18 protein-coding genes and 1 pseudogene are annotated in these 19361 nt (G+C 62.7%); 11 read left to right on the top strand and 8 right to left on the bottom strand.

All coding sequences use genetic code 11. The annotated features are described in order from the left end of the window. Nucleotides 1–10 precede the first annotated feature (10 nt). The 7 genes from ACVTFQ_RS15465 to ACVTFQ_RS15435 all read left to right on the top strand — a co-directional run bounded on the left by ACVTFQ_RS15465 (nt 11) and on the right by ACVTFQ_RS15435 (nt 8091). Nucleotides 11–1324: an ABC transporter substrate-binding protein gene (locus ACVTFQ_RS15465; protein ID WP_111565275.1), complete on the top strand. Its 1314-nt coding sequence runs from the start codon at nt 11–13 to the stop codon at nt 1322–1324. A 129-nt stretch (nt 1325–1453) separates the two neighbouring features. After that, nucleotides 1454–2326: a carbohydrate ABC transporter permease gene (locus ACVTFQ_RS15460; RefSeq protein WP_047509793.1), complete on the top strand. Its 873-nt coding sequence runs from the start codon at nt 1454–1456 to the stop codon at nt 2324–2326. Nucleotide 2327: 1 nt separating this feature from the next. Beyond that, nucleotides 2328–3158, top strand: coding sequence for a carbohydrate ABC transporter permease (locus tag ACVTFQ_RS15455; RefSeq protein ID WP_047509791.1), 831 nt, complete (start codon nt 2328–2330; stop codon nt 3156–3158). Nucleotides 3159–3176: 18 nt separating this feature from the next. Continuing rightward, entirely contained in the window at nt 3177–4157 is a 981-nt protein-coding gene (locus ACVTFQ_RS15450; RefSeq protein WP_047509790.1) for an ABC transporter ATP-binding protein, read from the top strand. Nucleotides 4158–4259: 102 nt separating this feature from the next. After that, nucleotides 4260–5741 carry a mannitol dehydrogenase family protein gene (locus ACVTFQ_RS15445; RefSeq protein WP_111565276.1) on the top strand — a complete coding sequence of 494 codons (1482 nt, stop codon included), beginning with the start codon at nt 4260–4262 and terminating at the stop codon, nt 5739–5741. A 77-nt stretch (nt 5742–5818) separates the two neighbouring features. Next, entirely contained in the window at nt 5819–6508 is a 690-nt protein-coding gene (locus ACVTFQ_RS15440) for an HAD family hydrolase (protein ID WP_018902443.1), read from the top strand. Continuing rightward, complete coding sequence (locus ACVTFQ_RS15435) at nt 6508–8091, top strand: FGGY-family carbohydrate kinase (RefSeq protein WP_111565277.1); 1584 nt, start codon at nt 6508–6510, stop codon at nt 8089–8091. Before ACVTFQ_RS15440 ends, ACVTFQ_RS15435 begins: the two co-directional genes overlap by 1 nt. Nucleotides 8092–8102: 11 nt before the next feature. Here ACVTFQ_RS15435 and ACVTFQ_RS15430 read toward each other — a convergent pair whose 3' ends face one another. Beyond that, nucleotides 8103–8957, bottom strand: coding sequence for a MurR/RpiR family transcriptional regulator (locus ACVTFQ_RS15430; RefSeq protein WP_112950540.1), 855 nt, complete (start codon nt 8955–8957; stop codon nt 8103–8105). A 219-nt stretch (nt 8958–9176) separates the two neighbouring features. Here ACVTFQ_RS15430 and ACVTFQ_RS15425 point away from each other — a divergent pair, with 219 nt between their 5' ends. Beyond that, a complete protein-coding gene (locus ACVTFQ_RS15425) occupies nt 9177–9890 on the top strand; it encodes a sulfate transporter family protein (RefSeq protein WP_111565279.1) in 714 nt (237 codons plus the stop codon). 5 nt (nt 9891–9895) lie between these two features. On the opposite strand, the gene nth is transcribed toward ACVTFQ_RS15425, so the two are convergent. Continuing rightward, the gene (gene nth / locus ACVTFQ_RS15420) at nt 9896–10678 is read right to left on the bottom strand and encodes an endonuclease III (protein ID WP_111565280.1); all 783 of its coding nucleotides are present in this window, start codon (nt 10676–10678) and stop codon (nt 9896–9898) included. Between the two features lie 22 nt (nt 10679–10700). Here nth and ACVTFQ_RS15415 point away from each other — a divergent pair, with 22 nt between their 5' ends. Then, nucleotides 10701–11213 carry a DUF2244 domain-containing protein gene (locus ACVTFQ_RS15415; RefSeq protein ID WP_047509906.1) on the top strand — a complete coding sequence of 171 codons (513 nt, stop codon included), beginning with the start codon at nt 10701–10703 and terminating at the stop codon, nt 11211–11213. Between the two features lie 80 nt (nt 11214–11293). Then, a complete protein-coding gene (locus tag ACVTFQ_RS15410; RefSeq protein WP_111565281.1) occupies nt 11294–12166 on the top strand; it encodes a methylated-DNA--[protein]-cysteine S-methyltransferase in 873 nt (290 codons plus the stop codon). A gap of 219 nt (nt 12167–12385) precedes the next feature. Here ACVTFQ_RS15410 and ACVTFQ_RS15405 read toward each other — a convergent pair whose 3' ends face one another. The 6 genes and pseudogenes from ACVTFQ_RS15405 to ACVTFQ_RS15380 all read right to left on the bottom strand — a co-directional run bounded on the left by ACVTFQ_RS15405 (nt 12386) and on the right by ACVTFQ_RS15380 (nt 17706). Then, on the bottom strand, nt 12386–13453 hold the full coding sequence (locus ACVTFQ_RS15405; protein WP_162718251.1) for an IS5 family transposase: 1068 nt from the start codon (nt 13451–13453) through the stop codon (nt 12386–12388). Between the two features lie 29 nt (nt 13454–13482). Then, a pseudogene (locus ACVTFQ_RS15400) lies at nt 13483–13590 on the bottom strand (endonuclease domain-containing protein); the annotation flags it as partial. A gap of 54 nt (nt 13591–13644) precedes the next feature. Next, the gene (gene ppk2, locus ACVTFQ_RS15395; RefSeq protein ID WP_018902013.1) at nt 13645–14562 is read right to left on the bottom strand and encodes a polyphosphate kinase 2; all 918 of its coding nucleotides are present in this window, start codon (nt 14560–14562) and stop codon (nt 13645–13647) included. Between the two features lie 207 nt (nt 14563–14769). Further along, on the bottom strand, nt 14770–16074 hold the full coding sequence (locus ACVTFQ_RS15390; RefSeq protein WP_111564956.1) for a DUF3422 family protein: 1305 nt from the start codon (nt 16072–16074) through the stop codon (nt 14770–14772). Between the two features lie 154 nt (nt 16075–16228). Next, nucleotides 16229–16657, bottom strand: coding sequence for a DoxX family protein (locus ACVTFQ_RS15385; RefSeq protein WP_111564955.1), 429 nt, complete (start codon nt 16655–16657; stop codon nt 16229–16231). Nucleotides 16658–16722: 65 nt separating this feature from the next. After that, nucleotides 16723–17706, bottom strand: coding sequence for a sugar-binding transcriptional regulator (locus tag ACVTFQ_RS15380; RefSeq protein WP_047509771.1), 984 nt, complete (start codon nt 17704–17706; stop codon nt 16723–16725). Between the two features lie 422 nt (nt 17707–18128). Between ACVTFQ_RS15380 and tal the strand changes: the two genes are divergently transcribed. After that, complete coding sequence (tal, locus tag ACVTFQ_RS15375) at nt 18129–19094, top strand: transaldolase (RefSeq protein WP_111564954.1); 966 nt, start codon at nt 18129–18131, stop codon at nt 19092–19094. The last annotated feature ends 267 nt before the right edge of the window (nt 19095–19361 follow it).

Genomic DNA, 19361 nt, shown 5'->3' with positions numbered 1-19361 from the left:
GAGGAAGATCATGACATTTAAAACTTTTCTGCTCGGCGCCTGCTCCGTCCTGGCGTTCGCGGGCATGGCTTCGGCTGAAACGCTGACGATCGCGACCGTCAACAACGGCGACATGGTCCGCATGCAGAAGCTCACGGATGACTTCAAGGCAAAGAACCCCGGCATCGATCTCGAGTGGGTAACGCTCGAAGAAAACGTGCTGCGCCAGAAGGTCACGACCGATATCGCGACCAAGGGCGGCCAGTACGACGTTCTGACGATCGGCAACTACGAAGTGCCGATCTGGGCCAAGCAGGGCTGGCTTCTGCCGCTCGACAACCTCGGCGAAAAGTATGACGCCAAGGATCTGCTGCCCGCGATCAGCGCCGCGCTGACCGTCGACAACAAGCTCTACGCCGTGCCGTTCTACGGCGAAAGCGCGATGATCATGTACCGCACCGACCTCTTCGAAACGGCCGGTCTGAAGATGCCCGACGCGCCGACCTGGGACTTCATCGCCGATGCGGCGAAGAAGATCACCGACAAGAGCGGCGAAGTCTACGGCATGTGCCTTCGCGGCAAGGCCGGCTGGGGTGAGAACATGGCGTTCATCACCGCGCTCGACAACTCCTTCGGCGGCCGCTGGTTCGACGAAAACTGGAAGCCCCAGTTCGACAGCCCCGAGTGGAAGGAAGCACTTGGCTTCTACGTCAACCTGATGAAGGAAGCCGGCCCTCCCGGTGCATCCTCGAACGGCTTCAACGAAAACCTGGCGCTCTTCCAGACCGGCAAGTGCGGCATGTGGATCGACGCGACGGTCGCCGCTTCGTTCGTCTCCAACCCGAAGGAATCGAAGGTTGCCGACAAGGTCGGTTACGCTCTGTTCCCGACCAAGGGCGAGATGAAGAACCACGGCAACTGGCTGTGGTCTTGGAACCTCGCAATCCCTGCGACGTCAACCAAGGCTGAAGCCGCGCAGAAGTTCGTCGCCTGGGCGACCGACAAGGCTTACGGCGATCTGGTTGCGAGCAAGGAAGGCTGGGCAAACGTTCCTCCGGGCACGCGCACCTCGCTCTACGAAAACGCCGACTACCAGAAGGCCGCTCCGTTCGCCGCCAAGACGCTTGATGCGATGAAGGCAGCCGACACGCAGAAGCCGACCGTCAAGCCGGTGCCTTACACCGGTGGCCAGTTCGTCGCGATCCCTGAGTTCCAGGGCATCGGTACGGCCGTTGGCCAGCAGTTCTCGGCAGCTGTCGCCGGTCAGATCTCCGTCGATCAGGCCCTGCAGAGCGCTCAGCAGCTGACGACCCGCGAAATGACGAAGGCGGGTTACCCCAAGTAAGCCTCCCGAGATATGCGGCGTGCGCCTGCACGCCGCACCCCTAGGCCGCCGAATTGCCCGAACTGCATCGGCGGCCCTTTTTGTCCCTAAGGCCTTGCAGCCATCCGCTTTCAGAAAAGACGGTGAACCATGGCAACGTTACACACCCGCTCCGCGGCGCGCATGATGATGGCACCTTCGGTGCTCCTGCTCTTCGCGTGGATGATCGTCCCGCTCGTGATGACGATCTACTTCTCGTTCATCGACTACAATCTCTTGATGCCGAGCGACAATCGCTTCCTCGGCTTCCTCAATTACGAATTCTTCCTGACGGACCCGGCCTTCTTCGATGCGTTGATCAATACGCTCGTGCTGGTCTTGAGCGTCCTCGTCATCACCATCGTCGGCGGCATCGCGCTGGCGCTTCTGCTCGACCAGCCGATGTTCGGACAGGGGATCGTGCGCATTCTCGTGATCGCGCCGTTCTTCATCATGCCGACCGTTGCAGCGCTGGTGTGGAAGAACATGTTCATGAACCCGGTCAACGGGTTGTTCGCCTATATCTGGCGCCTGTTCGGCGCGCAGCCGGTCGATTGGCTCGCCAACATGCCGCTGTTTTCGATCATCCTGATCGTCGCCTGGCAGTGGCTACCCTTTGCCACGCTGATCTTGCTCACCGCGCTGCAGTCGCTGTCGGAAGAGCAGAAGGAAGCGGCCGAGATGGATGGCGCGGGCTTCTTCTCGCAGTTCGTCTACATCATCCTGCCGCACATGGCGCGCGCGATCACAGTCGTCATCCTGATCGAGACGATCTTCCTGCTCTCGGTCTTCGCCGAAATCCTCGTCACCACCAATGGCGGCCCCGGCACGAGCAGCACGAACCTGACCTATCTCGTCTACAATAGGGCCTTGCTGCAGTTCGACATCGGCGGCGCTTCGGCGGGCGGTATCATCGCGGTCATCCTCGCCAATATCGTTGCTATCTTCCTCGTCCGCATCGTCGGCAAGAACCTGGAGACTTGAGATGGCCAGACGCATCACAACCCAGCGCAAGGTGATCGTCACGGCGGTCGCCTGGACCATCGGCATCGTGCTCTTCTTCCCGATCCTGTGGACCTTTCTGACAAGCTTCAAGTCTGAAGCCGACGCCATCGCATCGCCGCCGCAGTTCCTGTTCTTCCACTGGACGACGGAGAACTATCTGGAGGTGCAGAGCCGGTCGAACTACTTCAGCCACTTCCTGAACTCGGTGATCATCTCCTTCGGCTCGACGCTGCTCGGCCTGATCATCGCGGTCCCGTCCGCCTGGGCGATGGCGTTCTCGCCGACCAAGCGCACCAAGGACGTCTTGATGTGGATGCTGTCGACGAAGATGATGCCGGCCGTCGGCGCGCTGATCCCGATCTATCTGTTGTTCCGCAACACGGGTCTGCTCGACAGCCGCATCGGCCTCGTCGTGGTGCTGATGCTGATCAACCTGCCGATCATCATCTGGATGCTCTACACCTACTTCAAGGAAATCCCCGGCGAGATCCTTGAAGCCGCGCGCATGGATGGCGCCTCGCTCAGCAAGGAAATCATCTACGTGCTGACGCCGATGGCGGTGCCGGGTATCGCCTCGACGCTTCTTCTCAACATCATCCTGTCCTGGAACGAAGCCTTCTGGACGCTCAACCTCACGGCCTCGAAGGCTGCGCCGCTGACGACGTTCATCGCTTCCTATTCCAGCCCGGAAGGACTTTTCTACGCCAAGCTTTCGGCAGCATCGACCATGGCAATCGCCCCGATCCTGATCCTCGGCTGGTTCAGCCAGAAACAACTCGTCCGCGGCCTGACGTTCGGCGCGGTGAAATAAGAAACAAGGGAGAGAAACATGGGCAGCATTACCCTTCAGAAAGTTTCGAAGGTCTTCGGCGAAGCCAAGGTCATCCCTTCGATCGATCTCGAAATCAAGGACGGCGAGTTCGTCGTCTTCGTCGGCCCGTCGGGCTGCGGCAAGTCCACGCTGTTGCGTCTGATCGCAGGCCTTGAGGATGTCAGCGGCGGCAAGATCGTCATCGACGGCAAGGACGCCACGGAGAGCGCGCCATCCGAACGCCGGCTCGCCATGGTGTTCCAGTCCTACGCGCTCTATCCGCATATGAGCGTGCGCAGCAACATCGCCTTCCCGCTGAAGATGGCGGGCATGGCAAAGCCCGAGATCGACAAGAAGGTGGCGGACGCGGCTCGCGTCCTCAACCTCACCGACTATCTCGACCGCAAGCCGCGCGCGCTTTCGGGCGGTCAGCGCCAGCGTGTCGCGATCGGCCGCGCCATCGTGCGCCAGCCCTCGGCCTTCCTGTTCGACGAGCCGCTGTCGAACCTCGATGCCGCGCTGCGCGTCAACATGCGCCTTGAGATCAGCGAACTGCACCAGCAGCTGAAGACGACGATGATCTACGTGACCCACGACCAGGTCGAGGCCATGACCATGGCCGACAAGATCGTGGTGCTGAACCGCGGCAACATCGAGCAGGTCGGCTCGCCGATGGAGCTCTATTCCAAGCCGCGCAATCTGTTCGTCGCCGGTTTCATCGGCTCGCCGAAGATGAACTTCGTGCCGCAGGGCTCGCAGACGCTGGGCGTGCGCCCCGAACATATCCAGCTTTCGATGGAGAGCGGCGAGTGGAAGGGCAAGGTCGTGGTCGCCGAACATCTCGGCTCCGACACCTTCCTGCATGTCAACGTCGAGGGCATCGGACAGATGACGGCGCGCGGCGACGGCAGCTTCCCGGCCAAGGCCGGCGACACCGTTTACCTGACCGCAGACAAGGCTCGCATTCACAGGTTCAACGAGCAGGGCCTCGCTATTTAAGCAAGGCATCCGGGGTGGGGAAGAGAGCGCGTGCCGGACGAGGTGCCCGGCGCGCCAGTACCGGGGTCACGCGACCCTGAAGACCTTCAAGAGGACTGAGACATGACGTGCAAACTATCGCTGGCAACGCTTTCCGACGCGGCTAAGACAGCCGCCGTACCGGCCTATGAGCGGGCGTCGCTGAAGGCGGGCATCGTGCACTTCGGCGTCGGCAACTTCCACCGCGCCCACCAGGCAATCTATCTCGACGACCTGTTCAACAAGGGCGAGGCTCACGACTGGGCAATCATCGGCGCCGGCATCCTGCCGTCCGATGCCGCCATGCGCGACAAGCTCGCCGCCCAGGACTTCCTGACAACGGTCGTCGAACAGGACAACAACAAGACCTCGGCGCGCGTCACCGCGCCGATGATCGACATCCTGCCGGTCGGCGATGCCAAGACCATCATCGCCAAGCTCGCCGACCCCGAAATCCGCATCGTCTCGATGACGATCACCGAGGGCGGCTACTTCATCGACGCGTCGGGCAAGTTCAATCCTGATCATTCGGCAATCGCAGCCGACGGCAAGAACCCTGCCGATCCGAAGACCGTGTTCGGCCTGATCGTCGCGGGTCTCAAGGCGCGCAAGGACAAGGGCCTGGTGCCGTTCACCGTCATGTCGTGCGATAACATTCCGCACAACGGTGTCGTCACCCGCAACGCCGTGGTCGGCACCGCGGCCCTTTCCGATCCCGCCTTCGCCGAGTGGATCAAGGCCAATGTGGCCTTCCCGAACGCCATGGTCGACCGCATCACGCCGGCGACCGGCCAGCGCGAGATCGATCTTCTGAAGGATGTCTTCGACATCGAGGACAACTGGCCTGTTTATTGCGAAGAGTTCAAGCAGTGGGTGCTGGAAGACAAGTTCACCGCCGGCCGCCCGGCGCTGGAGAATGTCGGCGTCACCTTCGTGCCCGATGTCACGCCCTACGAGCACATGAAGATCCGCATCCTCAACGGCGGCCATGCGGCGATCGCCTATCCGGCGGCGCTGATGGACATCCATTTCGTGCACGATTCGATGGAAGACCCGCTGATCCGCGCCTTCCTCGCCAAGCTCGAGAAGGACGAGATCATTCCGATCGTGCCGCCGGTGCCGAACACTTCGCTGACGGACTATTTCGCGCTGATCGAGCACCGCCTGCTCAACCCGAAGATCGCCGACACCATCCCGCGCCTGGCGCAGGACGGCTCCAACCGCCAGCCTAAGTTCATCCTGCCGTCCACGCTCGACAACCTGAATCAGGGCCGCGACGTGATCGGCCTGTCGCTGGTTTCGGCTCTCTGGTGCCGCTACTTCGCCGGCAAGACCGATACCGGCCAGGACATCGTCTTCAACGATGCCAGCGCCGACCGGCTGCATGCTGCCGCCATCAAGGCCAAGGACGACCCGATGGCGTTCCTTGCCTTCGACGACATCTTCGGCGAGGTCGCCAAGTCGGAGCTCTTCCGCAAGCGCTTTGCGCATGCGCTGAAGACGCTGTGGGAAAAGGGCACGCGCGAGACGCTGCAGCTTTACCTCGATAACAAGCTCGCGGCATAAGCATCAGGCGGCGGGCGCTCCCCGCCGCTATCCACCCAACTCTGCCTGCAATGTCTTGAACCCTGATTGGATGTGTCATGGCTGATGCTGAAACACGGCTTGTGATCTTCGACTGCGACGGCGTCCTCGTCGACAGCGAGCCGATCTCCGTCACCGTTCTCGTCAAGGCCATGAACGATCTCAACGTGCCGATCACCGAGGACGAGGTCTATGGCCGCTTTCTCGGGCGCAGCCTCGCGACCGTGATCGAGACGATGAAGACGGAATATAACGTCCATCCCGGCGAAGCCTTTCTGGAGCAGATCCGCACCGATCTCTATGCGCGCTTCCGCACCGAGCTGAAGCCGATCGCGGGGATCGCCGATACGATCGACGCGCTCGACATTCCCTGCTGCGTCGCGTCGTCCAGCCAGGTGGAGCGTATCCGTCTGTCGCTGACAGTCACCGGGCTGATCGACCGGCTGCCCAATATCTTCAGTGCCTCGATGGTGAAGAACGGCAAGCCGGCGCCGGACCTCTTTCTGCATGCGGCAAGCCAGATGCAGGTCGATCCCGCCAATTGCGTGGTGATCGAGGACAGCCCCGCCGGCATCGAGGCTGCCAAGGCCGCCGGTATGACCGTCTTCGCCTTTACCGGCGGCTCGCATGCCAATTTCGCCGGCTATCGCGACGAGCTTGACCGCCTTTCCCCCGACGCTACGTTTGACGTCATGCCGGATTTGATCCACCTTATCAAAAAACATCAGCGGGACGGGAACGACCTTTAATGCCTCAGCATGTGGTTGCTGTTGATATCGGCACGGGCAGCGCACGCGCCGGCGTCTTCGATGCGCGCGGCCAGCTGCTGGGCAAGGCCGATCATCCGATCATCATGAACCGGCCCCGCGAAAACCACGCCGAGCACGATTCCGAGGATATATGGTCGGCGGTGTGCATTGCCGTGCGCCGCGCGATGGAGCAATCGGGTGCCGCACCCGAGAGCATCGGCGCGATCGGTTTCGACGGCACCTGTTCGCTTGTGGTCCGGGATATCGATGGCGGGCAGATCAGCGTATCGACGGGCGGCGAGCGTCGGTTTGACACCATCGTCTGGCTCGATCACCGGGCGCTGAAGGAAGCGGATTTCTGCACGGCGACCGGCCACGAGGTGCTGGAGCATTCCGGGCATTTCATGTCGCCCGAGATGGAAATGCCGAAGCTGATGTGGCTGAAGAAGAAGCTGCCGGGGACATGGGCGAATACCGGCTATCTCTTCGACCTCGCCGATTTCATGACCTGGAAGTCCACCGGCTCGCTTGCGCGATCGCGCTGCACGCTGACGTCCAAGTGGAACTATCTGGCCCACCTCAAGGATGGCTGGCGCAAGGACTTTCTCGAGCAGATCGGCCTCGATGACCTGCAGGCGCGCGGGCGGCTGCCTGACGACACGGTCGCGGTCGGCGGCAGCGTCGGCACGCTGACGAAGGAGGCGGCATCGGCGCTCGGGCTCACCACGGCGTGTCACGTCTCTTCCGGCATGATCGACGCCTATGCCGGCGCGCTCGGAACGCTTGGCGGCGACGCGCATGACCCGGAACGGCTGGAACGGCAGCTGGCGCTGATCGCCGGCACGTCGAGCTGCATCGTTTCGTTCTCGCGCAAGCGACGCCCGAGCCACGGCATGTGGGGACCCTATTACGAGGCCGTGTTTCCCGGCACCTGGCTTGTCGAAGCCGGGCAGTCGGCGACGGGGGCTCTGCTCGACCATGTCGTCAGGATGCATGCGGCAGGCGGCGAGCCGACGGCGGCACTGCACCAGAAGATCGTGTCGCGTATTTCGCAGCTGCGCGCGGAAGAGGGCGATGCCTTCGGCGCCAGGATTTTTGTGCTGCCCGATTTTCACGGCAACCGATCGCCGCTTGCCGACCCGCACGCGGTCGGCACTGTCAGCGGGCTGACGCTCGACACCTCGTTTGACGGGCTCTGCGCGCTCTATTGGCGCACCGCCGTGGCGATCGCGCTCGGCATCCGCCATATCCTCGAGCGGATGAAAGAATATGGCTACGCGCCCGACACGCTGCATGTGGCGGGCGGGCATGTGAAGAACCCTGTGCTGATGGAGCTCTATTCGGATGCGACCGGCTGCAAGGTCGTCGTGCCGAAGATGAATGAGGCGGTGCTTCTGGGCACCGCGATGGCGGCCTCCGTCGCCTGCGGTCTGCATGCTGACCTCGCCACGGCGGGTGCGGCCATGTATCCCGGCGGCGACGTGCATGTTCCCGATGAGAGCAAGCGCGCGCTTTACGATCGGGATTACCGGCGGCTGCTCGCCATGTATCGCCATCGCGCCGAGCTTGAGGCGATGGAATAGATTTCGGATCGCTAGCGGTTGGGCTCTTCGCCCAGCATGACGCTGAATTCGGTCATGCGGCTGGCGCGGGCAATGGCCTCGTCACCGACGGCGCTGACAACCGCCGATGACAGACAGTCGAGCAACGCGATCACCGGCGGCAGGTTGTCCTGTTCTCCCGGCCGGGTCGGGGGGAGCGGCAGGATGAGATTGGCCTGGTCGAGCACCCAGTTGGCGCTCTTGGCGCTGATGAGCACGACCTTGTATCCGTAGCGCCGGGCGATGCGCGCCAGCAGACGGGCTTTTTTGAACCGCTGGCTGTCGATGATCACAAGCAGCGCGCCTTCGCCACTGACGCGCGCGAAGAGCTCGGCGAAGCGATTTCCGCTGCCGTCGAGCGCATGCACGCCATCGCGTGCTTGCGTCAGGCGCTGGCTGAAATGCGTGGCGAAGCTTGCCTGCGAGACATGGGTGGCGATGAACACCTCGCTTGCCGCGCGGATCATCGCCACCGCGTCGGTCCAGTGCTGCTGTCCGGTGAGATGGTAGATGTGATGTAGCGCCTGGATCTGCTCGGCGACAAGCACGGCGAGCGGCTTTCCGTCTGCGGCATCGACCTGCAGTTCCGACATCGAGGCCTGCATCTGCGTGGCCGAGACACCGGCGACGTCGCGGATCTGCACCTTGACACTGTCGAGCCCCTGATAGCCCAGCGCCCGCAGGAAGCGGCCGACGGTCATCGGGCTCAGGTCCAGCCGGTCGGCCACCGAGGCTGCCGTTTCGAACGGAAGATCACTCAAGTGTTCGGTGAAATATTTTGCGATGCGACGTTCGGCGGGCGTGCCGGATTTCGCGTATTGGCGGAGCTTCTGAACAAAGTCTTCCACGGCAGCTGTCCCGATTTTGGGTGATGTTTCCTGTCTGCTTGAAACAAATCCTTGCGTCCGCAAATATTCGGAGCGCCCTGCAAGTAATCTTAGATGCTGATTTAAATATATATTATGAAAGGCTTTTGAACAACAATTCCCTCAATCCGGCGAAATAATTTCAGCCTTGCCGTTCAAAGATCAGATTCCTACATCATCGCCACAACCGGAGACGTCACCATGATCCTCGAAGCGGCGCGCCTTTCCATCACCAATCTTTTCGCCCCGGAAACGCGGTCGGTGTTCTGGAAAGTGCTCGGGCTCACCGTGCTCGCGCTGATCGGCCTGTGGCTGGCGCTGCGCAGCGCCTTCATGGCTTTCGTCTTTCCCTGGGTCGCCAGCTTCTTTCCCGCGATGCCCGATTGGGCGGGCTGGCTGGGCTTCGTCTTTGCCATCATGGCGGGCATCGGACTGGCGTTGGGGCTGGCACTTCTGCTGTCGCCGGTCACCGCGCTGATCGCCGGATTGTTTCTCGACGACGTGGCCGACGTCGTGGAAAAGCGCGATTATCCCGACGACGTGCCCGGCACCGCCATGCCGCTCGGCCCGGCCATTCTGAGCTCGATCAAGTTCCTCGGCGTCGTCATCGTCGGCAACATCGTGGCGCTGTTCCTGCTGTTCATCCCCGGCGTCAATCTCGTCGCCTTCTTCCTGGTGAACGGCTATCTGCTCGGCCGGGAATTCTTCGAGTTCGCCGCCATGCGCTTCCGCCCGCCGGCCGAGGCGCGGCTCTTCCGCCAGAAACATGCGCCGACGGTGTTCCTCGCCGGTCTGGTGATCACCGCTTTCCTGGCCATCCCGATCGTCAACCTGCTGACGCCGCTGTTTGCCGCGGGCATGATGGTGCATCTGCACAAGCTGCTGTCGCGTAGGGAACTCGGCGTTCGGGTCTGATCCTATTACTCGACGGCCTCGCCGATCACCTGCGGCGGCAGCTCGACCAGCGGCGCCGGGATGTCGCAGCTCTTTTCGGGCGAGCGACAGAGGTCGGCGATGACGCAGTGCTCGCATTCGGCGCGGCGGGCCTTGCAGGTGTAGCGGCCGTGCAGGATCAGCCAGTGATGGGCGTGGTAGAGGTAATGCTTCGGCACCACCTTCATCAGCCGCTCCTCCACCTCGTCGGGCGTCTTGCCCGGCGCCAGCTTGATGCGGTTGGCGATGCGGAAGATATGCGTGTCGACCGCCATGGTCGCCTGGCCGAAGGCCATGGAGAGCACGACATTGGCGGTCTTGCGGCCGACACCGGGCAGCATGACCAGCTCGTCGCGCGTCTGAGGCACCACGCCGCCGAAGACATCCACCAGCATGCGCGATAGCGCGATCACGTTCTTCGCCTTGTTGCGATAGAGGCCGATCGTCTTGATGTAATCGCGCACCTTCTCCTCGCCGAGATCCAGCATCTTCTGGGGCGTATCGGCCACCTTGAAGAGCGCGCGCGTCGCCTTGTTGACGCCGGCATCGGTCGCCTGCGCCGACAGCGCCACGGCAACGACGAGCGTGAACGGGTTGGAGTGCTCCAGCTCGCCCTTCGGCTCCGGCCGCTGCACGGAGAAGCGGCGGAACATCTCCTCGCGCTCGGCCTCGCTATAGACGGAGCGGACGCTCGCCTTCTTCTTGCGGCGAACGACGGGTTTTTCGGGCTGCGACGATGTGGCGGAGGATTTGAGTTTCGGACTGGACATGGACAATCTATACTCGGCAGCCATGATGGAAAGCAACGCCGACAGCGCTGGTCAGCAGGCGGTTTTGGACCAGCCCGTGTTTTCAGCCGAGCTCTTTCCCCACCGGTCTCTCGGCCGCAAGGGGTTCAGGGTGCTCCTGCTGCTGTCGGGCGGCGTTTGCCTGCTCTACGGCCTGTTCTTCATCGCCACCGGCGCCTGGCCGATCGGCTTCTTCTTCGGCCTCGATTTCCTGCTTCTCTACGGCGCCTTCCGGCTGAACTATCGCTCGGCCAGGGCACGCGAGATGGTCACCGTGTCGCGCACCGATATAGCGGTGCGCAAGATCGCGCCTTCGGGGCGTACGGTCGAGCATCACTTCAATCCGTTCTGGACACGCTTTTCCGTGCGCCGCCACGACGAGATCGGCATCCTGTCCATGCATATCTATGGACAGGGACGGGCGACGGATATCGGCGGCTTTCTCAACCCGGATGATCGCGAAAGCTTCGCCAAGGCGTTCAAGCGGGCGCTGGCGACGGTCAAGCAGCGTATCTGATGATCATCTAAATCAGGCGCAAGAATCGGGTGGCTTCAACGATGCCGCTTGACTATCTCCTTGTGACAAGGAGAAAGATCATGAACATGGTAGCCAAGCTGAACCAAGACATCACGCCCGATGGTCCCGACTACGAGACCGTCCGCCAGGTGATCGAGCTGATCACCGAGGATTACCGTGAGCAGCCGTCGCTGGAAGCGATCGCCATGCGCCTCAACCAATCGCCGACGCAGCTGCAGAAGACCTTCACCCGCTGGGCCGGTCTTTCGCCCAAGGCCTTCCTGCAGGCGGTGACGCTCGACCATGCCAAGCGGCTGCTGCGCAAGGAGGAGCTGCCCTTGCTGGAGACCTCCTTCGAGGTTGGCCTTTCCGGCCCCGGTCGGCTGCACGATCTCTTCGTGACGCACGAGGCGATGTCTCCCGGCGAATGGAAAGCGCGCGGCGGCGGGCTGACGATCCGCTACGGCTTCCACCCGTCGCCCTTCGGCATCGCGCTGGTCATGGCGACCGACCGCGGCCTCGCCGGCCTTGCCTTCGCCGATATCGGCGGCGAGGCGGCCTGCCTCGAGGACATGACCTGCCGCTGGCCGAATGCCGACTATGTTGAGGACCGCGAGGCAACGGTCGGTTACGCCGCGCGCATCTTCGAGCCGGGACGCTGGACGTCCGAGCAGCCGCTGCGTGTGGTGCTTATCGGCACCGATTTCCAGGTTCAGGTCTGGGAGAGCCTTCTGAAGATCCCCTTCGGCAAGGCGGTCACCTATAGCGACATCGCCACCGACATCGGCCGCCCGACGGCGATGCGGGCGGTGGGGGCAGCGGTGGGCGCCAACCCGATCTCCTTCGTGGTGCCGTGTCATCGGGCGCTCGGCAAGAGCGGGGCGTTGACGGGGTATCACTGGGGGCTGACGCGCAAGCGGGCGATGCTGGGGTGGGAGTCGGCGCACGCTTGAGTGGGGCTGGGGGAGCGCGCGGCTATCGACAGGTCAGCGGGTGAGGCCCCCTCATCCGCCTGCCGGCACCTTCTCCCCGTGGGGAGCCGTTGCAAAATACGCGATCGCGGCAGCTCTATGGCGAACCGACCTGCCCTTTTCCCCGCTCAATGCCTTGAGCGGGGTTTTTGTTGGCTTCAGGCTGGCGTTTTCAGGTTTGCGGGCGCAGTTCGGCCTTGGTCACGTCGCCATCGTCACCCAGCGGCGCATGTTGAAGGCGATCGTCGCCATCAGCACCTGGGCCCGCGCCTTGACGAGCCCGCGATAACGGATCAGCCCGAGGCCCATGCGATGCTTGAGCGTGGCGAAGGTCGTCTCAACGGCCGCACGACGTTTCGATATCATCCGGTTGAGGCGGGCAAGCCTTGGCGGCAGGACGCGGTGATGCCGGTTGGGCCGGCGCATCAGCCGCGGCTTGATGCCCTGGCTCCTCAGGGCCTTCTCGCGTGCATGGGTATGATAGGCGCTGTCGGCCAGCACGCAGGATTCGTCGCCGGTAATCAGAAGGTCGGCGACGACGGTGTCGTTGACATTGGCCGGCGTGGTCACGACCCTCAGGATCAGGCCGGATCCTTCATCGACCCCGACATGAGCCTTGTAACCATAGGCCGAACCTGCCTTGCCCTTGCGCTGCGTGAACCGCGCATCCGGATCGCTCGGTGCCTGACGCGGCAACCGCTCGCCCGGCTCGTCCCCGTCCGAACCGGACGCGTCGGCATCGAGATTGGCATTGGCATCAAGGTCGCCATTGCGACCGCGAGGCGGGCGGGCCGCCGTCGTCTCGATCACCGTCGCATCCAGCATCGTGCCACGCCGCAGGATCAGACCGGCGGCATCCAACTGCCGGTCGAGCTCGGCAAACAGCTTGTCCAGCAGCGCTTCGCTGATCAAAAGGTTGCGAAATCGGCACAGCGTTGAGTGATCCGGAAAAGCTTCATCCAGAGCAAGGCCGACGAAACGCTTGAACGACAACCGGTCGCACAACGCTTCCTCAAGCTCCATGTCCGAGAGGCCGTATAGCGACTGCAGAAGCAGCGCCTTGAACATCACCAGCGGTCTATAAGCGGGCCGACCGGCGCCCTTGCCCGTGTCATCACGCAGCCGCGCAAGGTGCTTCTCGAAACGGTACCACCTCACCAGCGACGACAACTTGTCCAGCCGACCCGACCCTTTGCCCTGAGGGATCAACGCATCGGCGAAACTGAACTGGCCACCATCCCGAACCGACATCGCATCATCTCCGCTCATCGCTAAGACAGAGAATCACAACGGTGAGATTTTGCAACGGCTCCCGTGGGGGAGAAGAGACTCGTTGCGGGCCGCTCGCTCCATCTTCCCTTCTCCCCCGCGGGGAGAAGGTGGCCCGAAGGGTCGGATGAGGGGGCCTCACCCGCCCAGCGGTTCTACTCAATCAACAACAGACCCGCCGACGTTTCCAATCAATACTTCGACGGAACGTACAGCTCCGGTGGCAGAACCTTGCGTTCGTAATCCGGGTTGAACACGCGCTCGGGCAGGGCGATCTCCTCGTGCGGCACGTCCTCGTAGGGGAACTGCGACAGCAGATGGTCGATGCAGTTCAGGCGGGCGCGCTTCTTGTCGTTGCCCTCGACGATGTGCCACGGGGCTTCCGGGATGTTGGTGCGGGCGAAGGTTTCTTCCTTGGCCTTGGTGTAGGCCTCCCAGCGGATGCGCGACTGCAGGTCCATCGGCGACAGCTTCCACTGCTTCAGTGGATCGTGGATGCGCACGAGGAAGCGTAGCTGCTGTTCTTCGTCGGTGATCGAGAACCAGTATTTGACGAGGCGGATGCCAGAGCGGACCAGCATGCGCTCGAATTCGGGCACGTCGTTGAAGAACTGCTCGACCTGATCCTCGTCGGCAAAGCCCATGACGCGCTCGACGCCGGAGCGGTTGTACCAGGAGCGGTCGAAGAGCACGATCTCGCCGCCAGCAGGCAGATGCGGGACGTAGCGCTGGAAATACCACTGCGACTTCTCGCGGTCCGATGGTGCCGGAAGCGCCACGACGCGGGCGACACGCGGGTTGAGGCGCTGGGTGATGCGCTTGATGACGCCGCCCTTGCCGGCGGAATCGCGACCTTCGAAGATAACGACCACCTTTTCCTTGTGATAGGTGACCCAATCCTGCAGGCGGATCAACTCGGACTGCAGCGCGATCAGCGAACGGAAATACTCGATGCGCGGCATCGATGGCGGATGCGCCTTGCGGTAGATCTTGCGGATTTCCTCGGACAGCGCCGGCTCGGAGAGCTCGAGCTCGTAGTCTTCATCCAGCGTATCGGCCAGTTCGGCCTCGAGCCAGTCGGTTGAAGGCGTGCCTCTCATGGTGGTCATCTCGATCCCTGTTCAGATTTGTCGCTTCGGACGCTTGCGGAGCTGCCTGGCTTTGCGCCGCATGACGATATCATGAAAGCACGCACGGCAAGGCCACTCATGGCGCCAAATAAGCAGCGTGTCATGAAGGATATATGACGCTTCGGGCGGACGCGGAGATGCGTGCGGAAAGAGATCGGCAGGTGAGCGTGCTGTCGGGCCTTGGGATCAGCTCAGCGCGTCGGGGCGGTTGGCCTCTTTGACGTGGTCGTCGCTGTGCTTGCTGCGAATGCGGCGCACCGTGAGCCAGACGCCGAGGACGACGAGGGGCACGGCCGCACCGGTCAGCGTCTCCGGCGCGATCTCGACGCCGACGCCATGCAGAAGCTTGGCGAGATAGCCGACGAGGCCGATGACGTAATAGGAGATGGCGGCGACCGACAGGCCTTCGACCGTCTGCTGCAGGCGCAGCTGCAGATGCGCGCGCTTATCCATCGAGGCCAGGATCTCGGTGTTGAATTTTTCCAATTCGACATCGATCCAGCTGCGCAGGAGGGCCGTTGCGCGGGCGAGCTTGCGCGACAGGTCGGCCTGCCGTTCCTCGACCGACTGGCAGGTGCGCATGGCGGGCGCCAGCCGACGCTGCAGGAAGGCGCCGAGGGTTTCGTTGCCGGGGAGCGCCTTTTCGGCCAGCATGGCGACGCGCTCGAGCACGATGTTGTAATAGGCGCGGCTGGCGCCGAAGCGATAGAGGCTAAGGGCAGCATTGGCCTCGAGCTCGGCGGCGAGGCGGGTGATCTCCGATAGCGTAGTGTCTGCCTCGGCGCGTGCATGCTGCTTCATGCCCTGCGTGATGGCGGTGAAGCTCGTCTCGATCTGGCGGATCTCGGGCGACAATGTCTGCGCCAGCGGCAGGCCCATCATCGCCAGCGTTCTATAGGTCTCGATATCGAGCAGGCGCTGGGCGAGCATGCCGCGGGCGCCGTCCGTCATGCCATGGTCGAGCACCAGGAACTTGGTCAGGCCATCGCCGTCCTGGCGGAAATCGGTGATCACGGTCGCCTGGCTGTCGGCCACCATGCTCTGACAGAGGCTGGTCGGGTCGAAATTGGCGATGACGTCGGCGACATCCTCGCTATCGGGGCGAATCTCGATGCGAACGCCCGAGATGAAGGCGCCCGGTGCCGCGAAGCTGGCGCCGAAGGGATTGATGGGGATCTCGGCGCCGAATTCCGCCGGTGCGGGTGTGTCCCAGAAATAGGTCGAGAATTCCGTGTGGCGCTCCCAGCGCAGCGTGCCGCTGCCCCAGCTCATCGTGTGGTGGCTGGTGTCGGCGGCGGGTGCCGGAACACCCTGGGCAAGCGAGAGCGCCTTCAGGATCGCCTGATCGGCGGCGAAGTTGGCTTCGGTCAGGAAGGCGACCTGGAAGATGACGCGGGAAACGGGGATCAGCGTATAGGGGCGCGAATGGATTTCACCGAGCGCGCGGGCCCGGACATCGGCTACGGGAAACGAAAAGCTACGCTTCGACAAATCTTGCCTCCTGACTGTGCCCCCACGGCCAGTTCTTCCCTTGGCTATTATCAAATGGCCCGGCGCGTACGACGTGGCGGTTTGACGCAGAACGATCATGCGCCGGCCAATCGCGCCGTGTCGAGCCGTTTCAGCTCCGTCCGCTGGGCCGAGGTCAGTGCGAAGCCGGCAATGGCCAGCGCGTCACCTTGCCGGCAAGCAGCGCCCACCAGACGATGACCGGCTGCAGGGCGAGGCGCGGCAGATGATACCACCAACCCAAGGCGGACGTGGTCGAGCCGAGATCGTCGATGGCGTGCTTGATGTTGGCCGGGAACACGCAGACGGCATAAAGGGCCAGGCAAATGCCGGCCGAGCGGCGTAATCGCTCAGTCGTCAGGCCGATCGCGCCGGCAATTTCGCACAGGCCGGTGAGCGCGATCACCGCGGCCGGGAAGGGAACCCAATCCGGGGTGATCGACAGGAACGCGGCTGGAAAGAGCAGGTGCGCGCAGCCGGCGATCATGTAGAGGCCGGCCAGGACAAATCTGCCGGTTGGGCTTTCCGCGTGGTCGGTGGAAGCATCGTCTGCGGCTTTGGTCATGCAGCGTTTACGCAAATGACCGGCGTCTGGATGATGCGACATATGTCGCCGATGCGCCCGGTGCGTCAGGCGGCGTCGGCGAGCTCGATCAGGGCGCGGGCGGCGCTTTCGTCTGTGATCAGCGTGTTGCAGCCGATCCGCTTGATGGTGGCGCTGATGGCAACCGCCCGGTGAGCGCCGCCGGAAGAGAGCACAATGTGCTTGGCCTTCTTCAGCGTATCGAGATCGACCGACATCACCCGGCTGTTGATCGAATGATCGACCGTGTTGCCGTCCTTGTCGAGGAAATTGAACATGGTGTCGCAGACGCAGCCGGCATCGATCAGCTCCTGCAATTCGCCCTTGGAGATCCATCCCTCCGACAGCGAGGTCGAATGCGGGCCGATATCGCCGCAGCTGACGATGGCGAGATCGAGCGTTTCGGCGAGCCGATAGATGGTGTCGAGGCCGCACTTTTCGATGAGGTTGCGCTTGGTCTCGGTGGAATCGACCAGAAGCGGCGCGAGGAACATGTAGCATTCGGCGCCGAGCTGGCTTGCGAGCCGCCAGGTGTAGTCGATCGGGTTGGTCTGGTGGACGGCGACGATGCCGCCGAGCAGCGAGACGACCTTGCAATTGTCGCGGCGCGGCGGGCGGAAGCTCGACAGCGAGGCCGTCATGGTGCGGCCCCAGCCGACGCCGATCGTGTAGTTGTCAGGGATGGCTTCGGAGAGAAACTGGCCGAGCGCCAGTCCGACGCTCTTAGCGAGCGCATTCGGATCGGAGGTGACGGGGGCGGGCACCACGATCGCCTCGTCCAGGCCATAGGCGCGCTCCAGCTTCACCGACAGCTCGACGCAATCGCCGATCGAATCGTTGATCCAGATCTGCACCTCGCTGCGCTTCATCGCCTCGTCGAGCAGCCGGATGACGGTCGTGCGGCTGATGCCGAGCTGTTCGGCGACATCTTTTTGCGTCAATCCCTGGTTATAATACAGCCAGGCAGCGCGCAGTCTGAGCGAGGAGGCTTCCGAATAGGCGGTGTGCGTGCCGCGTTTTAGCTTGACCACATCTCCTCCAAAAGCAAAGGCGCCCTAGATCCTGCTTGAGACAGGGCATGGTTTGTCGCCGCGATAATGACCGGTGTGACACTTATGTCAATTGAAATGCACAAATGTCCTTGACATTATGGCCCCGGAATAGCGATAGTCTTGGTAACTGGTCGTTCCGTCCATTGTAGGAGGCACTGTGCGGGCATATGGCAAATCGCAGCGGTCTTGCGCCGGGGCTCGATTGCCCTTGGACGGTCCTGTTGCGGCAGCCCGAGACGGGAACGATGGGGTGCTCGCCGACGTTTATGATGTAGGCCAAACGCGCGGGCACGATTTCACAGACAGCGACTTCAAAGACAGTACGGGCAATCCGTAGATCACCTCATTCGCCGGGCCTCAAGTGCTCCGGCTCGCAGCTCAAGTCAAAAGGACACGCGACCATGACATCCAAGCTTGACCAACTCCGCGAGATCACCACCGTCGTCGCCGACACCGGTGACATCGAAGCCGTTGCCCGCCTGAAGCCGGTCGATTGCACGACCAACCCGAGCATCGTTTTGAAGGCACTCGGCACGCCGATGTTCGCCGACGCCATCAAGGAAGCCGTTTCCTGGGGCAAGAAGCAGGGCGGCAATTCCGAAGCCGTTGCTTCCGCCGTTGCCGACCGTCTCGCCGTTTCCGTCGGTGCAGCACTCTCTAAGCTCGTTCCCGGCCGCGTCTCGACCGAAGTCGACGCCGACCTCTCCTTCGACACCAAGGCATCGGTTGAAAAGGCTCACGGCATCATCGCCGGCTACAAGGAGCGCGGCATCGAGAAGGATCGCATCCTGATCAAGCTCGCTTCCACCTGGGAAGGCATTCGCGCCGCCGAAATCCTGCAGAAGGAAGGCATCGACTGCAACCTGACGCTCCTCTTCTCGCAGGCACAGGCGATCGCCTGCGCCGATGCCAAGGCGTTCCTCATCTCGCCCTTCGTCGGCCGTATCCTCGACTGGTACAAGAAGTCGACCGGCAAGGAATTCACGCCTGAGGAAGATCCGGGCGTACTCTCCGTTCGCGAGATCTACAACTACTACAAGGCCAACGACATCAAGACGATCGTCATGGGCGCCTCGTTCCGCAGCGCCGGCGAGATCGAAGCACTGGCCGGTTGCGACCGCCTGACGATCGCGCCGAACCTGCTCGACGAACTCTCCAACGACCAGGGCAAGCTCGAGCGCAAACTGTCGCCCGAGGCTGCCAAGCCGATCTCCAAGATCGCCGTCGACGAGAAGACCTTCCGTTGGATGATGAACGAAGACGCCATGGCGACCGAAAAGCTCGCCGAAGGCATCCGCGCCTTCGCCAAGGACCTCGGCACGCTGCGCGCCATGGTCACCAAGGAGCTGCAGCTCGCTGCCGCTTAAGGTTTTGCGGGTGGTTGATTGAAGAAGGGCGGTGCCGGTGGCGCTGCCCTTTTTGCGTTTGGGCACCTCTCCAACCTCATTCCTGTGCTTGTCACAGGAATCCAGCCACGGCGCGTCCGCGCCGTGAATGACCTCTTACGGTGGGAAAGAGAGAGGGGAGTCCCTTCGCCGCGCAGACGCGCGTCGGCTGGATTCCCGCCACAAGGGCGAGAATGAGGGAGAGTGGGGTGGCGCTTGCCGTATCAAAGCGGGCGTCGAAGGGGGCGG

The organism is Rhizobium sp. O111 (assembly GCF_055616315.1).
The sequence above is the reverse complement of the archived record's forward strand: the minus strand, read 5'-3'. Positions and strand labels throughout refer to the sequence as shown.

What these genes read in the sequence shown, in the direction of transcription:
- ACVTFQ_RS15445 (WP_111565276.1), top strand. Translation starts at nt 4,260, where the DNA reads ATGACGTGCAAACTATCGCTGGCAACGCTTTCCGACGCGGCTAAGACA.
- ACVTFQ_RS15415 (WP_047509906.1), top strand. Translation starts at nt 10,701, where the DNA reads ATGATGGAAAGCAACGCCGACAGCGCTGGTCAGCAGGCGGTTTTGGAC.
- ACVTFQ_RS15440 (WP_018902443.1), top strand. Translation starts at nt 5,819, where the DNA reads ATGGCTGATGCTGAAACACGGCTTGTGATCTTCGACTGCGACGGCGTC.
- ppk2 (WP_018902013.1), bottom strand. Translation starts at nt 14,562, where the DNA reads ATGACCACCATGAGAGGCACGCCTTCAACCGACTGGCTCGAGGCCGAA.
- tal (WP_111564954.1), top strand. Translation starts at nt 18,129, where the DNA reads ATGACATCCAAGCTTGACCAACTCCGCGAGATCACCACCGTCGTCGCC.
- ACVTFQ_RS15410 (WP_111565281.1), top strand. Translation starts at nt 11,294, where the DNA reads ATGAACATGGTAGCCAAGCTGAACCAAGACATCACGCCCGATGGTCCC.
- ACVTFQ_RS15385 (WP_111564955.1), bottom strand. Translation starts at nt 16,657, where the DNA reads ATGACCAAAGCCGCAGACGATGCTTCCACCGACCACGCGGAAAGCCCA.
- ACVTFQ_RS15460 (WP_047509793.1), top strand. Translation starts at nt 1,454, where the DNA reads ATGGCAACGTTACACACCCGCTCCGCGGCGCGCATGATGATGGCACCT.
- ACVTFQ_RS15455 (WP_047509791.1), top strand. Translation starts at nt 2,328, where the DNA reads ATGGCCAGACGCATCACAACCCAGCGCAAGGTGATCGTCACGGCGGTC.
- ACVTFQ_RS15450 (WP_047509790.1), top strand. Translation starts at nt 3,177, where the DNA reads ATGGGCAGCATTACCCTTCAGAAAGTTTCGAAGGTCTTCGGCGAAGCC.
- nth (WP_111565280.1), bottom strand. Translation starts at nt 10,678, where the DNA reads ATGTCCAGTCCGAAACTCAAATCCTCCGCCACATCGTCGCAGCCCGAA.
- ACVTFQ_RS15435 (WP_111565277.1), top strand. Translation starts at nt 6,508, where the DNA reads ATGCCTCAGCATGTGGTTGCTGTTGATATCGGCACGGGCAGCGCACGC.
- ACVTFQ_RS15405 (WP_162718251.1), bottom strand. Translation starts at nt 13,453, where the DNA reads ATGAGCGGAGATGATGCGATGTCGGTTCGGGATGGTGGCCAGTTCAGT.
- ACVTFQ_RS15465 (WP_111565275.1), top strand. Translation starts at nt 11, where the DNA reads ATGACATTTAAAACTTTTCTGCTCGGCGCCTGCTCCGTCCTGGCGTTC.
- ACVTFQ_RS15425 (WP_111565279.1), top strand. Translation starts at nt 9,177, where the DNA reads ATGATCCTCGAAGCGGCGCGCCTTTCCATCACCAATCTTTTCGCCCCG.